This window comes from Curtobacterium sp. MCBD17_023, assembly GCF_003224415.1.
Classification (GTDB): Bacteria; Actinomycetota; Actinomycetes; order Actinomycetales; family Microbacteriaceae; genus Curtobacterium.
Map to the genome: position 1 here is coordinate 285,604 of NZ_QKLJ01000004.1, position 15,196 is coordinate 300,799.

General features: G+C 71.6%; 11 protein-coding genes. 5 read left to right on the plus strand and 6 right to left on the minus strand.

What is annotated here, in order from left to right:
- Positions 1-295 precede the first annotated feature (295 nt).
- The 3 genes from DEI84_RS08260 to DEI84_RS15655 all read left to right on the plus strand — a co-directional run bounded on the left by DEI84_RS08260 (position 296) and on the right by DEI84_RS15655 (position 3,506).
- On the plus strand, positions 296-1,642 hold the full coding sequence (locus DEI84_RS08260; RefSeq protein WP_181420385.1) for a sensor histidine kinase: 1,347 nt from the start codon (positions 296-298) through the stop codon (positions 1,640-1,642).
- Positions 1,636-2,496, plus strand: a complete 861-nt coding sequence (locus tag DEI84_RS08265; protein WP_181420386.1) for a response regulator transcription factor — start codon at positions 1,636-1,638, stop codon at positions 2,494-2,496. The genes DEI84_RS08260 and DEI84_RS08265 overlap by 7 nt, the downstream gene beginning before the upstream one ends.
- A 119-nt stretch (positions 2,497-2,615) precedes the next feature.
- Positions 2,616-3,506, plus strand: coding sequence for a hypothetical protein (locus DEI84_RS15655; protein WP_181420387.1), 891 nt, complete (start codon positions 2,616-2,618; stop codon positions 3,504-3,506).
- 146 nt (positions 3,507-3,652) lie between these two features.
- On the opposite strand, the gene DEI84_RS08275 is transcribed toward DEI84_RS15655, so the two are convergent.
- The 6 genes from DEI84_RS08275 to DEI84_RS08300 all read right to left on the minus strand — a co-directional run bounded on the left by DEI84_RS08275 (position 3,653) and on the right by DEI84_RS08300 (position 12,093).
- A complete protein-coding gene (locus tag DEI84_RS08275) occupies positions 3,653-6,154 on the minus strand; it encodes an OpgC family protein (RefSeq protein ID WP_110890366.1) in 2,502 nt (833 codons plus the stop codon).
- Positions 6,142-6,552: an ATP-binding protein gene (locus DEI84_RS15660; protein WP_110823594.1), complete on the minus strand. Its 411-nt coding sequence runs from the start codon at positions 6,550-6,552 to the stop codon at positions 6,142-6,144. Before DEI84_RS15660 ends, DEI84_RS08275 begins: the two co-directional genes overlap by 13 nt.
- The gene (locus DEI84_RS08285; RefSeq protein WP_110890367.1) at positions 6,549-8,573 is read right to left on the minus strand and encodes a glycosyltransferase; all 2,025 of its coding nucleotides are present in this window, start codon (positions 8,571-8,573) and stop codon (positions 6,549-6,551) included. Before DEI84_RS08285 ends, DEI84_RS15660 begins: the two co-directional genes overlap by 4 nt.
- A gap of 293 nt (positions 8,574-8,866) precedes the next feature.
- Entirely contained in the window at positions 8,867-9,148 is a 282-nt protein-coding gene (locus DEI84_RS08290; RefSeq protein WP_110823592.1) for a pyrophosphorylase, read from the minus strand.
- Between the two features lie 184 nt (positions 9,149-9,332).
- Complete coding sequence (locus tag DEI84_RS08295) at positions 9,333-11,195, minus strand: DEAD/DEAH box helicase (RefSeq protein ID WP_110890368.1); 1,863 nt, start codon at positions 11,193-11,195, stop codon at positions 9,333-9,335.
- Between the two features lie 115 nt (positions 11,196-11,310).
- Complete coding sequence (locus tag DEI84_RS08300; RefSeq protein ID WP_110890369.1) at positions 11,311-12,093, minus strand: SDR family NAD(P)-dependent oxidoreductase; 783 nt, start codon at positions 12,091-12,093, stop codon at positions 11,311-11,313.
- 130 nt (positions 12,094-12,223) lie between these two features.
- On the opposite strand from DEI84_RS08300, the gene DEI84_RS08305 reads away from it, so the two are divergent.
- Both DEI84_RS08305 and DEI84_RS08310 read left to right on the plus strand, forming a co-directional pair.
- A complete protein-coding gene (locus DEI84_RS08305) occupies positions 12,224-12,793 on the plus strand; it encodes a TetR/AcrR family transcriptional regulator (protein ID WP_110890370.1) in 570 nt (189 codons plus the stop codon).
- Positions 12,794-13,104: 311 nt separating this feature from the next.
- Positions 13,105-15,171, plus strand: a complete 2,067-nt coding sequence (locus tag DEI84_RS08310) for an MDR family MFS transporter (RefSeq protein ID WP_110890371.1) — start codon at positions 13,105-13,107, stop codon at positions 15,169-15,171.
- Positions 15,172-15,196 lie beyond the last annotated feature (25 nt).

The following is a 15,196-nucleotide window of genomic DNA, read 5'->3' on the forward strand; positions in this document are numbered from 1 at the left end:
TCCTCCTCGACGTCCGGTCCGCACCCCCGGCCTCCGTCTGAGCGGGCGCGCGAAGCTGTGAGGCCACTCAACCCCTGACCACCGCACCGCGCCTGGGAGTCCGCCGAGCACGAGGGTCACGCTCCTCCGCTCCGGCCGGTCTCGACGAGCCGGTCTCGTCCGCCGCGCGCGCCGACGCCCGCCGGAGCCGTACCGGACACCGCGCAGCGGTTACGGTGACCGGGTGCGCGGACCACGGACGACGGAGCCAGCGCCCGACGGTCACGCCGAGCGCGCACCGAGGGCCGTGGTCGTCGTGCCCCCTGACCCGCGGCGACGCCCGGTCCGCGCGACCCCGTGGCGTCGGGTCCTGGTGGGCGTCGTGCTCGCGGCGGTGCTCGGCGGTGCCGCGGTCGCCGCTGCCGGGACGCTCGTCTCGCAGCGGACAGCGGAACGCTTCGCCGTCGAGGACGCCACTCGCGACACCGCGGCCGTCGCACGGTCCGTCGTCGAACCCGCGCTCCGCGACGCGATCGTCGACCCGCAGGCCGACACCACCGCACACCGGGAGGCGGTGGAGGCCCTCGACCGGGCCGTGCGCCGTGCCACCGCGGCGAGCGCCGCCGTCCGCGTCAAGCTCTGGGCACCGGACGGGACCGTGCTCTGGTCGGACGAACCCCGGCTCACGGGTGAACGGTTCACGCTGTCCGACGAGGACCTCGAAGCACTCGCCGAGGACCGGTCCGACGCCGAGGTGTCCGACCTGAGCGCACCCGAGAACCGCTACGAGCGGGGACAGGGGCCGCTCCTCGAGGCGTACCAGGCGGTCCACGTCCCCTCCGGCGACCCGCTGCTGCTCGAGGTCTACTACCCGTACGACGACGTGCTGGCGAGTTCCGCGTCGCTCCGTTCGGCGTTCGCGGCACTCGCGTTCGGCACGGTCGCCGTCGTGATCGGGCTGCTCCTGCCGGTGCTCCTGTGGCTGCTGCTCCGCCTGCGCTCGGGCCAGCGGGACCGCGAACGGCTGCTCGTCCGCGCGCTCGACGCCGAGACCGCCGAGCGCCGACGCATCGCCGCGGACCTGCACGACGGACCGGTCCAGGACGTCGCCGGGCTCGCGTTCTCGCTCGGCGCGGTCGCGCGGGGAGCGACGGGTCCGACCGCCACGGCGCTCGACGCCGCCGCGTCGACCCTCCGCGGAGCGGTGTCCGCCCTGCGCTCGCTGATGTCGGCGGTGCAGCCGGCAGCCCCCGACCGGGACGGGCTCGGTGCCGCGCTCGCCGACGCCACCGCGCGCGCCCACGCCTCCGGCATCGCCACCGTCCTCGACGTGCCGGACCGGGTGGACGCCCCACCGGCCGCCCTGACCGCGGTGGTGCGGTTCGTGCGGGAGGCAGTGGCCAACACGGTGCGGCACGCCGGGGCCTCGCGGGTCGAGGTCGTCGTCCGACGGCGGGACGGTGACCTGTCGGTCCGCGTGACCGACGACGGGACGGGATTCGACCCGGTGACGGTCCTCAGCGCGCGGCGGGAGGGACACCTCGGCACGACGCTGCTCCGGCAGGTGGCCGAGGACTCCGGCGGGTCGCTGCACCTGCGGACCGCGCCGGGTGGCGGCACCACGTGGGAGCTCAGCCTGCCGGCGGAGGCCGACCGGTGGTGAGGGTGCTGCTCGTCGACGACCACGCGCTCGTCCGCAACGGGCTGCGGGCGGTGCTCGACACGACGGCGGACTGCACGGTGGTCGGTGAGGCCGCCACGGGCGAGGCCGCGGTCGACCTGGCGGAGACCCTGCAGCCGGACGTCGTGGTGATGGACCTGTCGATGCCGGGCGCGGGCGGGGTCGCCGCCACGGCCGCGCTGCGGGAGCGCGTGCCCACGGCCCGGGTGCTCGTGCTCACGACGTTCGCCGACGACGCCCGGGTCCGCGCCGCGCTGGCGGCCGGCGCGACCGGCTACCTGCTCAAGGACGCCGACCCCGACGACGTGGTCCGGGCGGTGCAGGCGACGGCGCGGGACGAGGTGCCGATCGACCCGCGGGTGGCCCGGAGGCTCCTGCCCCGCGGGGCCGACCGGCACGCGGATTCCGACGGCCACGCGGATGCCGTCGGCCACGCGGGTGCCGACGGCCACGCGGGTGCCGACCGCCACGCGGGTGCCGCCGGTCTCGCGAGCGCAGACGGTCACGCCGGTGCCGGCAGCGGCGTCCCGGCGGGCACCGGCGGTGCGGTCCGATCCGACGGCGGCGGTCCGGTGCGCGGCCGCGCCGACGGTCCGGACCGACACGATGCCGGTGGTCCGTTCCGTGGTGCGGCGGACCGGGACGCGCCCGACCTGCCGCCGCGGGAGCGTGACGTGCTGGTCTGCCTGGCCCGTGGCCTGTCGAACCGGCAGATCGCCACCGAGCTCGGCATCGCCGAACGGACCGTGAAGGTGCACGTCGGCAGCGTGTTCCGCCGCATCGGTGTCGCCGACCGGACGAGCGCCGCGCTCTGGGCCCGGGACCACCGCTGGTGACCGCACGCCGACGTCGTCCGGCAGGCGGGTACTAGTACCAAGGTCCGATGGTGCCGTCCCGCTGCAGCGGCGACGATCGTGCCGAGGGGACGAACCGCCCCGAGCACAGGAGGCACACCATGGACACCACGACCACCCACCCCGGCCGCACCGCAGGTCGCCGCACGGTCGGCATCGCCGCCACCGTCGTCGCCGCCGCGGTCGCCGCAGTCGCCCTCGTCGGGGTCGCCCCGGCGCAGGCGTCCGGCAAGACCTCGACCGGCGGGGACTACGCCGTCACCGTGAACGGCACCACGACGAACCCCGCGGTCGGCAAGGACTTCAAGCTCCGTGACACCGCGGTGTCCGGCACGATCGCCGTGCGCGGCAAGCACAACGGCTTCGACATCCGGGTCGCCGACCTCGGCGTCCACGACTACACGCTCACCGGCGCACCGGACACGCAGCGGATGGTGACGAAGCCGACCGTCGTGTTCGCGTCGAAGGTCCCGACGCTGACGCCCGCCCAGCTCGCCGGCACGCGGCTGTCGTCCCTCGAGGTGCGGGACGACACCCTGGTCGCGATCTTCAGCACCGCAGCCGGCAAGTACAAGATCCAGGCCAAGGACGGCGCCCAGGGCGGGATCTTCCAGATGGAGACGGAGTTCGCCGGGCCGGTCGAGTTCACGCACACGCTCGGCGCGGGCCTGTTCTACTTCGTCAACCCGTACACGGGCAAGGTCAACTTCGGCGACGGCACCGCGGCGGTGGCCTCGGGCAGCGGCGCGCACCAGATGCTCCTCGGCAAGGACAGCCCGCAGGTCGCGACGAAGACCTCGCAGACGGCCACGACCACGACCTGGACCGTGCAGCCGGGTGGACGCATGGGCGGGGTGCTCGGCGAGGACGCCGTCGAGCTGAGCGCGGGTGCGACGAACTGCACGAGCGACTGCCAGGCACAGAACCAGATCCGCGGCTCCCTGCCGGTGCCGCCGGACCCGGTGGACCCGACGCCGATCGCGTCGCGCTGACGGCCGGACGGCCTGACAGGCAGACGGGAGGCCCGGTACCAGCTGGTACCCTCCCTCGCAGGCTCGGTCGGCGCGCCCCGCGCAACGCTTCGCGTTGCCGCTGAGCGGGGCGCGCCGTCTGCCTGTAGCCCGTCGCGCGCCGCGCGTCAGCGCGGGATGACCGAGAACAGGAACTTCTTCCGCACCATGTACCAGACGAGCAGGATGAGCACCGTGTGGGTGATCGTCCCGATCCAGACGTTGCCGTAGTCGACCGGGATCGACGCGACCACGAGCGCGAAGAACACCTGCCACACGAACACGTACAGGCTGGCCTGACCGAGCGGGATCCAGAGCCAGCCGATCACGGCGTTCACCGGCTTCCAGAACACCGTGAGGATCGCGTACGACACGATCGCGAAGAACGCGATGTCGACGAGGCGACCCCACTGCAGGTCCACACGCTGGTACGCCGTGTTGTACAGCTCGCGGTACATGTCCGCAGGGAACGGCACCGGCGTGAAGTCGAACCGGTCACCCGCCCAGACGTAGACCAGGAACGCCGCGTACCCGCACACCAGCACGCCGACGAGCACCTTGCCGAGGCGGCCGGTCAGGGCGCGCGTGATCTGCCGTCGGTGGTAGCCGAGCACGAGGCCGTGCGTGAAGACCACCTGCCAGATGAACAGCGGGAACACCGCGTCGAACTGGGCGTTGACCGGCTTGAACTCCGGGTTGAGCACCTGGAACACGTAGAGCGCCCAGCTCGCGATGAGCAGCGCCCACCAGAACCCGCGGCGGATGATCCACATGAACACCGGGATGAACAGGCTCAGCACCACGAACAGGCCCATGATGTTGAACGGCCAGGGGCCCATCTCGAGCAGCAGGAACTGTCGGATCGCGTACCAGGGCGGCGGGTAGGCGAGCAGCTGCATCGCGTTCGGGTACAGGTCGTAGACGCGCCCCTCGGCCCGCACGCCGTCCGTCCCGGTCCCTCGGTCGGTGAAGGTCGTGATCGCGTCGGTGTTCAGGAACGGGATGAAGCTCAGCGCGAAGACGACGAGGATGACGACGAGCGTCACGACGTACTGCTTGCGCGCTCGCTTGAAGGCCCCGATCGCCGATGCCCACTCGCCGAACTTGGCGACGCCGAGCGGGTAGACCATGCCGAGGACCATGCCGGACAGGAACACGAACATCTCGGCACCGGTGATGGCGCCGACCGCGTGCAGCGTCAGGTACGAGTACGGGCCGGACACCTCGATGTGCGTGATCACCACCGCGAGGATGATGAACCCGCGGAACAGGTCGAGTCGGAGATCACGTCCGGGCTTGCCGTCGTCCGGGTAGCGCCAGCTCGGCACGAGCCGCCCGAACAGACCGCTCAGCACGAACACGACCGCGAGGCCCGCCGCCAACCAGACGATCCACGCCATCTGGTCGCCGCCGGTGTCGAGCTGCTGGTTGGTGGCCTCGGCGCCCTGCTGCGGGGTGACCCGCTCGGTGACCGGACCGAAGACGAAGCGGTCGGACTCCTGCAGGTCGGTGCGGAACGACCCGGCGATTCCCGGCGCCTTGGCGAACCGCCAGTCCGCGGGCCGGTTGCCCGCCTCGGGCTCGCGCCGGATCGCGTCGATGTAGGTCACACCGCGGATCTCCGGGTGGTCGCGGACGGCGTCGATGACCTGCCGCCACCACCCCTGCTTCACGGGCAGTTCGGCGTCCCCTCCGAGGGAGTGGTCGTAGAGCGCACCGGTGTCGAGGAGCATCGGGAGGTCCCGGCCCGCGGCGAAGCGCTCCGTGAACGTCTCCGGCTGGGCCCGCTGGTAGCCCCAGGTCTCGGCGAAGCGCTGTGCCACCTCGTCGGACTCCGGCACGTCGTTCCGCGTCAGCGGGACGTCACGCCCGGCGGCCTCCGTCGCCGCTCCTTTGCCGAAGTAGAACATCGACAGGCCGACCCAGTCGACCGACGCCTCGCCCGGCCAGTAGGGCAGGTACGGGTCGTCGGCCTCGGTCAGCTGCCCGTCACCGTTGGTGTCGAGCTTCTCCGTGTCCGTCGCCGACAGGTCGGCCAACCGGCCGGCGGACGAGCCGAACGGGTACCCGGCGCCGTAGGACGGCTGCCACACCATGCGGGCGTCCGAGTTCCCTGCGTGCACCTGCGACGCGAGCGCCCGGAAGGCCCGGATGAACTGCGTCGGCTGCTGCCCCCAGCGCAGCCACGTGCCGTTCATCTGCGGGGCGAAGCGGACGAGCAGCTGCGTGTCGTACTGCCGGTGGATCTCCTGGAGGAGCGTGTTCGCCCGGTGGGCGTCGGCCTTCGTGAGCGTCCGGAGCGCACGGTCCGGCTCGAGGCTCACCACGAGCACGGCACCCTGCGCCGCAGCGGCACGGGTCGCGCGCAGCAGCTCCCGCTCGGCCGACCGGTCGATCGGGTACGCGACCTCGACGCCGTACATGGACGGCGTCGCGTCGAGTCGTCCCTCGTAGCCGTCCGGTGAGTCCGAACCCCAGTCGAGGTCCGGTCCGAACCAGGTCTTCCCGCTCGCGGGTTCGCGGACGCCGGACGTGACGGCGTCGGCGGGCAGTGCTCCCCCGAGCACGAGCACGCCGATCGTGACCAGGAGCGCGACCGCCTTCGCCGCGTTCTGCCTCAGCGAGCGCACACCAGCGTCCAGACGTTGCGGCCGCCCTGGTGGGTGTGCTCGAGGCGGTCGAGGGCGGCGATGGCCAGGGCGAGCCCCCGGCCCCCCTCGTCCTCGGGGTCCGCCATGGTGACCTCGCCGAGGTCGATGTCGACCGGCATGCCGTTGTCGGACAGGACCGCGACCAGGTCGTCGCCGTCGGTGCCGAGGTCGAGCAGGAACCGCCGGCCCTGACCGACGTCGGACCGGCGGGTGTGCTCGATCACGTTGGCGGCGATCTCGACGAGCGCGGTCTCGAACCGGAACCGCAGCGAGACGTCGTCGACCCCCAGGCCCTCCCACCACGACCCGAACGTGTCCTGCACGGTGTCGAGCGACGCCGGGACCGCCGGGACGTCGATGCTGGCGTCTACGTTCACAGGGGTCCTCCGACGGTGGTCGACTCGTGGGCCAGGGGCATCTCGGCCTCGGGTCCGCGGTAGCGCACGGCCCGGATGACGATGCTGAAGATGAACAGGTCGAACACGACCCAGGCGGTGTTGACGAGCGGCGCGATGCCCTCGGCCTGCCCGGCCAGGTAGCGGATCGCGATCATCACGAGCGCGGCGACCAGGGCCCCCATCGCGATGAGCTGCGGCCTGACCAGGTCCCACCGGGGCCGTGCCTCGGACTCGTCGCGCACCTTCGGCGTCACGCGGAACCCGAGGGGCTTGCCGCGGAACACGTTCTCGAACGCGCTCGTCACCGACTCGATCCAGACCGGGAAGAGCGCGAGCGAGTACTGCTGCCCGCGCCACGTCGGTCTGCCTGCGGCCACCACCCAGAACAGCAGCTGGTTGAGCACCAGGAACGGGATCAGCCGGACGAAGAAGTCCACGCTGTACGCCTGCACCGGCACGACGCCGAACGACAGGCAGAGGACCGGTGCGGCGATGTAGACGACCGCGGCGAAGCCCGACAGGTAGCTCCACATCGTGGAGAAGTACATCAGGCGCTGGCCGAACGACAGGCCCTTCTGCACGAGCGGGTTCTCGCGGAAGAACACCTGCATGGTGCCCTGTGCCCAGCGGAGGCGCTGCACGAGCATGGTCTGGAGGTCCTCGGGCGCGAGGCCCTTCGCGAGGATCTCGTCGTGGTACGCCGACTTCCAGCCGAGACCGTGCAGGCGCATGGCGGTCGCCATGTCCTCGGTCACCGAGATCGTCGCCAGCGGCATGATCGGCTGCGCCTCGTCGTCGCGGTTGACGTCGAGCGCGCGGGTCAACACGGCGATCGCCTCGATCGCGGCGACCGGCGACGCGTCGCGCTGCCCGAGGACGTCGAGTGCGGCGTCGTCGAGCCCCGCGAAGGTGTTGGCGTCGGTCGACATCGCGGCGAGCTCCTGCAGCTCGGCACGGACCGCCTCGAGGTCCGCCGCGGCGAACCGGAAGGCGATCGCGTCGATGCCGCGCTGGAACCGGTAGGTGACGTCGCCGAGCGGCTCGCCCGTGCCGATGTCGGCGCGTGCCTGCTCGACCACGACCTCGGCGTCGTCGAGGGCGGCGAGCACGCGCGGGTCGGTCTCGTTCTCGCGCGCGCGGGCGAGGAGCTTCTTCGCCGTCTTGACGGTGCGCTGCACGCTCGTCTCGACCTCGCGGACGTACCGCGTGATGCCGAGCTGCATGAGGGCCTCGCGGCGCAGGATCGCGTTCGACCCGCAGAAGAACGCGGCGTTCCAGCCGTCCTTCGACTGCTGGATCGGCCCGTAGAACAGGGGCGCCTGGCTGCCGAGCGGGTCCGAGTCCGGCACGTTCTCGAACCACTGCGGGGTCTGCACGAGTGCCATCCGCTCGTCCTTGAAGTACCCCAGCGTCCGGTCGAGGATGGCGGGGTCCGGCACCTGGTCGGCGTCGAGGATGAGCAGGAACTCGCCTTGCGTGGCGAGCAGCGCGTTGTTGAGGTTGCCGGCCTTCGCGTGGCGCGGCCGGTCCACCCAGTCCTTGCCGCGCGTGATGACCCCGAGGCCCTCGGCCTCTGCCGCCGCCCGCATCTCCGGACGGTTGCCGTCGTCGAGGATCCACGTCTCGTGCGGGTGACGGATCGCCTTCGCGGCGCGGGCGGTGCGCATGACGAGGTCGATCGGCTCGTTGTACGTCGTGATGAAGACGTCGACGGTGACCGGGTCGCTCGGCGGGGTCGGCGGCTCACCGCGCTCCCGGAGCTTCCACGCGCCGAACGCGAAGAGGACCGAGTCGATGACGCTGTACGTCTCGGCGAGGATGAGCGGCACGGCGATCCACCACGAGTGCCAGTTCACCGAGGCCACCCACCGCCACGCGATGTAGTTGATGCCGGAGACGGCCGCGAGCACGGCGACCGTCCGCACGGCGAGGAGCCGACGGCGCGGGGTGCCGACCTCGAGCCGACGTCGGTCCTGACGCCCGACCTCGACCGCCGTCATCGACGTGCCTCCGGTGAACCGTGGGTGCTGTGCACGGTGTCCCCTCCTGATCCCGAAGACCCGTGCACGCGGTTGCCGCGCACGGGGGTGCCATCGGGGTCGGCGACGGTCCCGGGTCCCGCCGGTCGCTCCCCTGCGCTCGACGTCACCCCTGGCGACGTCGGCGTGCTGTCCTGTCTACCGCAGGCGGGCGACCAGTGTCAGCACCACGCCCCGATCTGGGGACGGCTGGCCCGGCACGACGACGCCCGGGCCGTCGAACTCGTCGACGACCCGGGCGCTGTCGGTCGGTGTTACGCGCCGCCACCCGCGGTGAAGATGTCCTGCGAGATCTTGTCGAGCTGCGTGCGGAGCTGCTCGAGCTCCGTCTTCGCCTTGTCCAGCGCAGCCTTGGTCTCCGGCCACGTCGAACCACGGAAGTTCGCGGCCAACGGCCCGTCCCACACGTTCGAGTCGGACAGGATGCGCCCCTGCGCATCGAGCTGCGAGATCTGGTCCGTGAACCCACCGTTCACGATGGACTGGATCTGACGGATGGCGGTCTTCGCCTGCTCGGTCGAAAGCACACGCGACATGGTGAACCCCTCTTCTCTTCGTACCTGCACCCCCGCGCAGAAGATCCCCCGGAGGCTCTGACGGGGTCCACAGTACCGAACCGCGCCGCAGGCACACCAGGGTGTGCACAGGAACGACGGGAGGCCCGGTACCGGTGGTACCGGGCCTCCCGTCAGTGGTCGGTCGCGTGCGCGGCCGGTCGTGTCAGTCGCGCGTGTGACGCGGCTTGCGCGCCTCGCGGTCGTCGCCGTACCCGCGGTCGTCGCGACCACCGCGGTCGTCCCGGTCGCCGTAGCGCCCGCCGTCACGGCGCGGACCGCTGTCACGGCGGATCGGGCCGCGACGGTCCGGCTGGATCTCGATGAGCTTGCCGCTGATCCGGGTGTCGCGCAGTCGGTCGAGGACGTCCGAGCCCATGTCCGACGGCAGCTCGACGACGGAGAAGTCCGGGCGGATCTGGATCGCACCGAAGTCGTCGCGGCGGAGGCCGCCCTCGTTGGCGAGCGCGCCGACGATCTGCCGGGGCTCGACACGGTGGCGGCGGCCGACCTCGATGCGGTAGGCCGTCATCGGGACCGAGCGACGTCGGCGGTCGCCGCCGTCGCGCTCACGGTCGCCGCCGTCGCGCTCACGGTCGCCGTCCCGGGCGGGACGGTCGTCACGGCTGCGGCGCTCGTCGCGCTCGGCCTGCTGGCGGACGCGGTCGTCGGCCGGGTCGAGGAGGAGCGGGGTGTCGCCCTGCGCGACGACGGCCAGCGCCGCGGCGACGTCCGACTCGGGGACGTCGTGGTGCTCGACGTAGTGCCCGATGATGTCGCGGAACGCGGTGATCCGGGACTGCTGCTCGAGGGCCGCGGTGATCGCGTCGTCGAAGCGGGTGAGGCGGGTCGAGTTGACGTCCTCGACGCTCGGCAACTGCATCTGCGTGAGCGGCTGCCGGGTGGCCTTCTCGATCGCCGAGAGCAGCCGGCGCTCGCGCGGGGTGACGAAGCTGATCGCGGCACCCGATCGACCCGCGCGACCGGTGCGGCCGATGCGGTGCACGTAGGACTCGGTGTCCACCGGGATGTCGAAGTTCACCACGTGCGTGATGCGGTCGACGTCGAGTCCGCGTGCGGCGACGTCGGTCGCGACGAGGATGTCGAGCTTGCCGGACTTCAGCTGGTTGACCGTGCGCTCACGCTGGGCCTGGGCGACGTCCCCGCTGATGGCGGCGGCGGCGTACCCGCGGGCGCGGAGCTTCTCGGCCAGGGTCTCGGTCTCGCTCTTCGTGCGGACGAAGATAATCATGCCCTCGAAGTCCTCGACCTCGAGGATGCGCGTGAGGGCGTCGACCTTCTGCGGGTACGAGACGATGAGGTACCGCTGCGTGGTGTTCGCCGAGGTGGTCGTCTTCGCCTTGACCGTGATCTCGGCCGGGTCGTTGAGGTACTGCTTGGAGATGCGGCGGATCTGCGCGGGCATCGTCGCGGAGAACAGCGCGACCTGCTTGGTGTCCGGCGTCTCGGCGAGGATCGTCTCGACGTCCTCGGCGAAGCCCATCTTGAGCATCTCGTCGGCCTCGTCGAGCACGAGGTACTTCAGCTCGGACAGGTCGAGGGTGCCCTTGGCGATGTGGTCCATGATGCGACCCGGCGTGCCCACGACGACGTCGACCCCGCGACGCAGGGCGGACAGCTGTACGCCGTACGCCTGGCCGCCGTAGACGGGCAGGACGTGGACGTTCTTCATGTGCGACGCGTACTGCTCGAACGCCTCGCAGACCTGGAGCGCGAGCTCACGGGTCGGGGACAGCACGAGTGCCTGCGGCAGCTTGGCGCCGGACTCCATGCGGGAGAGCACGGGGAGCGCGAAGGCGGCGGTCTTGCCGGTGCCGGTCTGGGCGAGGCCGACGACGTCGCGGCCCTCGAGCAGGGTGGGGATGGTGGCGGCCTGGATGGCGGAGGGGGTCTCGTACCCGATCTCCTTGACGGCCTTGAGGACGGCATCGCTGAGCCCGAGGTCGGCGAAGGTGATCACGGGCTCCTCGTCGACGGCTTCGGTGGGGGTGTTCGTCTCGGTGCTCATAGGAGGAACGGTATCCCGTTTTCGGACCGCACCCCAGACGGCGCGGGGCGGACGGGACGGACGGGAGGCCCGTGGCGGCGCCGCCACCGGGCCTCCCGTCCGTCGTGCGGCCGGTTCAGACGACCGACCAACCGCCGTCACTCGGCAGGACCGCTCCGTTGACGTTCGCGGAGTCGTCGCTGAGCAGCCAGGTGATGGCCGCCGCGAGTTGCTCCGGCTGCGCCACCGGCGGGATCGTGGTCTGCATGATCGGGCCGACCCGACGGGCGGCGTACTCGCTCCGCATCGGGGCCTCGATGTTCGTCGCGACCGCACCCGGCGCGACCGCGTTCGCACGGATGCCCTGCGGCCCGTGGAAGAAGGCGACGCTCTTGGTGTACCCGGCGATGGCGTGCTTCGACGACGTGTACGCGGCTCCCGCGGCGGAGGCCTTGAGCGCTGCCTCGGAGGCCACGTTGACGACGGACCCCCGGCCCGCGGCGATCATGAGCGGGAGCACGGCACGGGTGAGCCGCATCGGCCCGGTGACGTTGACGCTGAACACCCGCTCCCACGTGGCGTCGTCGACCTCGTCCGGCGGCAGGAACGCGTCCATGATCCCGGCGACGTTCGCGAGTCCGTCGACACGGTCGCCGGCGACGGCGAGCAGCGCCGCGATCGTCTCGGTGGCTGCGACGTCACCCACGACGGTCTCGACGTCGAGTCCGGCGCCGTCGACGAGCTCGCTGCGGAGCGCGTCGAGCCGGTCGGCGACGACGTCGGTGGCGATCACCCGGCCGCCCTCGGTGGCGATGCGGAGGGCGGTCGCGCGGCCGATCCCGGAGCCCGCTCCGGTGACGATCACCGTCCGGCCGGCGAAACGGGCAGCGGACGCGGTGGCTGGTGCTGGGTCGGTCATGGTGTCTCCTCGTCGAGCAGCCGACGGGCGGGTCCCACCGGCGACGGTCACCCGTCGGCACAGTTCTAGCACTCAGTGCCGGAAGTCACCAGAGTCCGGCGCCCGGACGACCGCGTGGCAGGATCGGCCCATGGCAGATCGGCCGACCGGGCGACCCCGCACGATCGACCCGGACCGGGTGTCGCTCGTCGCGCTCCGCCTGTTCGACGAGCGCGGGTACGACCTCGTCTCGATGGACGAGGTCGCCGCCGCTGCCGGGGTCAGCCGGCGCTCGCTCTTCCGGCTCTTCCCGACGAAGGCGTCGCTCGTCTGGGGTGGCCTCGACGAGTTCGCCGAGCGCCTCACCGCGGCCCTGGATGCCCGCCCCGCTGACGAACCCGCGCGCGCCGGCCTCCGCGCCGCCTACCGTGCGGCCGCCACGTTCCCCGACGCCGTGGTCGAGACGACCCGGCACCGACTCCGGGTGATCCGGGCGAACCCGACCCTCGCCCGCGAGGCCCCCCGGTTCCCCGGAGGCACCGAGGAGCACCTGGTCCGCTTCGTGGCCGAGCACGACGGGTTCCGGGCAGACGGGCTCGCGCCCGCGGTCACCGCAGCGGTCGTGATCGGGGCGGCGACGGCGGCACTCCGGTGGTGGGCCGAGCAGGACGACGGTCGCCCGGAGGACGCGGTCGACCGGGCTCTGCGTGACCTCTCCTGAGGAGACGTCCGCACCGTCCGCAAGGTCCGCAAGGGCCGCAAGGTCCGCGAGGTCCGCAAGGTCCGGGGAGATGGTTGCGTCATGGAACTATCGGGTGTAACTTTGCATCGTCTGCAAGGTTTCACGGCGCGCAGCAGCCCTCGCGATCCGTCCGGATCCCGGCCTCCGCCCGACCTCGCCACCGCCCGACGACGCGTCCGCCGCCCGGGCACATCGATGAAGAAGGACCCCCATTGTCAACAGCCACCGCAGCGACCTCGGTGCAGGACAGGCACGCCACGACCGCTGGCGCGCCCGGCCAGCAACCCCTGATGACCCACCGTCAGATCCTGCTCGTCATCTACGGCCTCATGGCGGGCATGTTCCTGTCCTCGCTCGGACAGACCGTCTTCGGCACCGCGATCCGCACGATCGGTGACGACCTGCACGGGCTCGACCAGCAGGCCTGGGTCACGACGGCGTACCTGATCACGTCGACGATCGCGACGCCGATCTATGGCAAGCTCTCGGACGTCTTCGGCCGTCGTCCGCTCTACATCTTCGGCATCGTGGTGTTCATCCTCGGCGCCGTGCTCTCGTCGATGTCCACCTCGATGCTCATGCTCGCGGCCTTCCGCGCCGTGCAGGGCATCGGTGCCGGTGCACTCATGTCCCTGCCGCTGGCGATCATGGGCGACATCCTCGCCCCGCGTGAGCGCGCGAAGTACCAGGGCTACTTCCTCGCCGTGTTCGGCATCTCCTCGGTCATCGGCCCGCTCATCGGCGGTCTGCTCGCCGGCGCGTCCGAGATCCTCTTCATCACCGGCTGGCGCTGGGTGCTCCTCATCAACGTGCCGATCGGCATCGCCGCGCTCGTCATGGTGATCGTCTTCCTGCACCTGCCGAAGGTGAACGACACGAAGGACAAGCCGGTCGTGGACTGGTGGGGCGCGACCGCGGTCATCGTCACCCTCGTCCCGCTGCTCCTCGTCGCCGAACAGGGCCGCACCTGGGGCTGGGGGTCGGCGGCCGCGATCGCCTGCTACGTCATCGGCGCGGTCGGCCTCGTCGCACTGCTGCTCATCGAGTCGAAGATGGGCGACGCGGCGATCATCCCGCTGAAGCTCTTCCGCTCGGGCACGTTCTCGATGGCGACCGTCATCGGCTTCCTCGTCGGGTTCGCGATGTTCGGCGCCATGCTGACCATCCCGCTCTACCTGCAGATCGTCGTCGGCCTCACCCCGACCGAGTCCGGGTTCGCCACGCTCCCCCTCGTCGGCGGCCTCATGATCGCCTCGATCGTCTCCGGTCAGATCGTCGCCCGCGTCGGCAGGTACCGGGTCTTCCCGGTGATCGGCACCGCGCTCGTCTCCGCCGGGTACGTCGTCCTGACCTTCATGACGATCGACAAGCCGCTCTGGTTCCTGATGATCGGCATGTTCCTCATCGGGCTCGGACTCGGTTCGGTCATGCAGTCCCTGACGCTCGCGTCGCAGGGCTCGGTCGAGGCCCGTGACATGGGCGTCGCCACCAGCTCGGCGACCTTCTTCCGCCAGATCGGCGGCACGCTCGGCACCGCCGTGCTCCTGTCGATCCTGTTCTCGGTGATGCCGACGAACATCGTGCACGCCACGGCCGACAGGGCCGACCTGACGTCCGCACTCGACGCCGCACTCGACCCGCGGGTCGCCAGCGCGAAGGCGAACCAGGGCGTCATGGACCAGATCTGGAACCCGATCGTCGACCCGGTCCAGGACAGCATCGGCTCGGGCCTGGCGCGCGCCACCACCACCGCGAAGCAGGCCGCCGACCAGGCCGTCACCGAGCAGGTCACCACCGCCGTCCAGGCGCAGGTCGCCGCCGGCACGCTCCCCGCGGCGGCCGCCGAGACCGTCATCGCGCAGCAGGTCTCCGACGCCACCCCGCAGGCCGAGGCCACCGCGCTCGCGACGGCAGCCGACAAGGCGCACGCCAGCGTCGTGGACGGCAAGCTCGCGGTCGACTGGGAGGACGCCGGACAGCGCACCTACTGGGTCGACCAGGTCGTCCCCGACCTCGCGAAGCAGATCGAGAAGGGCGCGCACGACGATTCGAGCGCATCGGCCACCAACGACACCTCGTTCCTGACCGGCGCCGACGCCCGCCTGACCCGCCCGTTCATGGCCGGCTTCAACGCCTCGTCCGTCGCGATCTACTGGGTCGGACTCGGTGTGATCCTGCTCGCGTTCGTGCTCACCTGGTTCTTCAAGGTGCCGCCGCTGCGGCAGCGCTCGGCCCTGCAGGAGCAGGCGGACATGTCCGCGCAGGCACAGCTCGAGACCGACGCCGGTCTCGCCGCTGCCGAGGCAGGCTCGTTCACCGGTCCGATGACCGGCTCCACCCCGACCCAGCGTCGGTGACCACCCGGGCCGCCCGTCCGCTCGC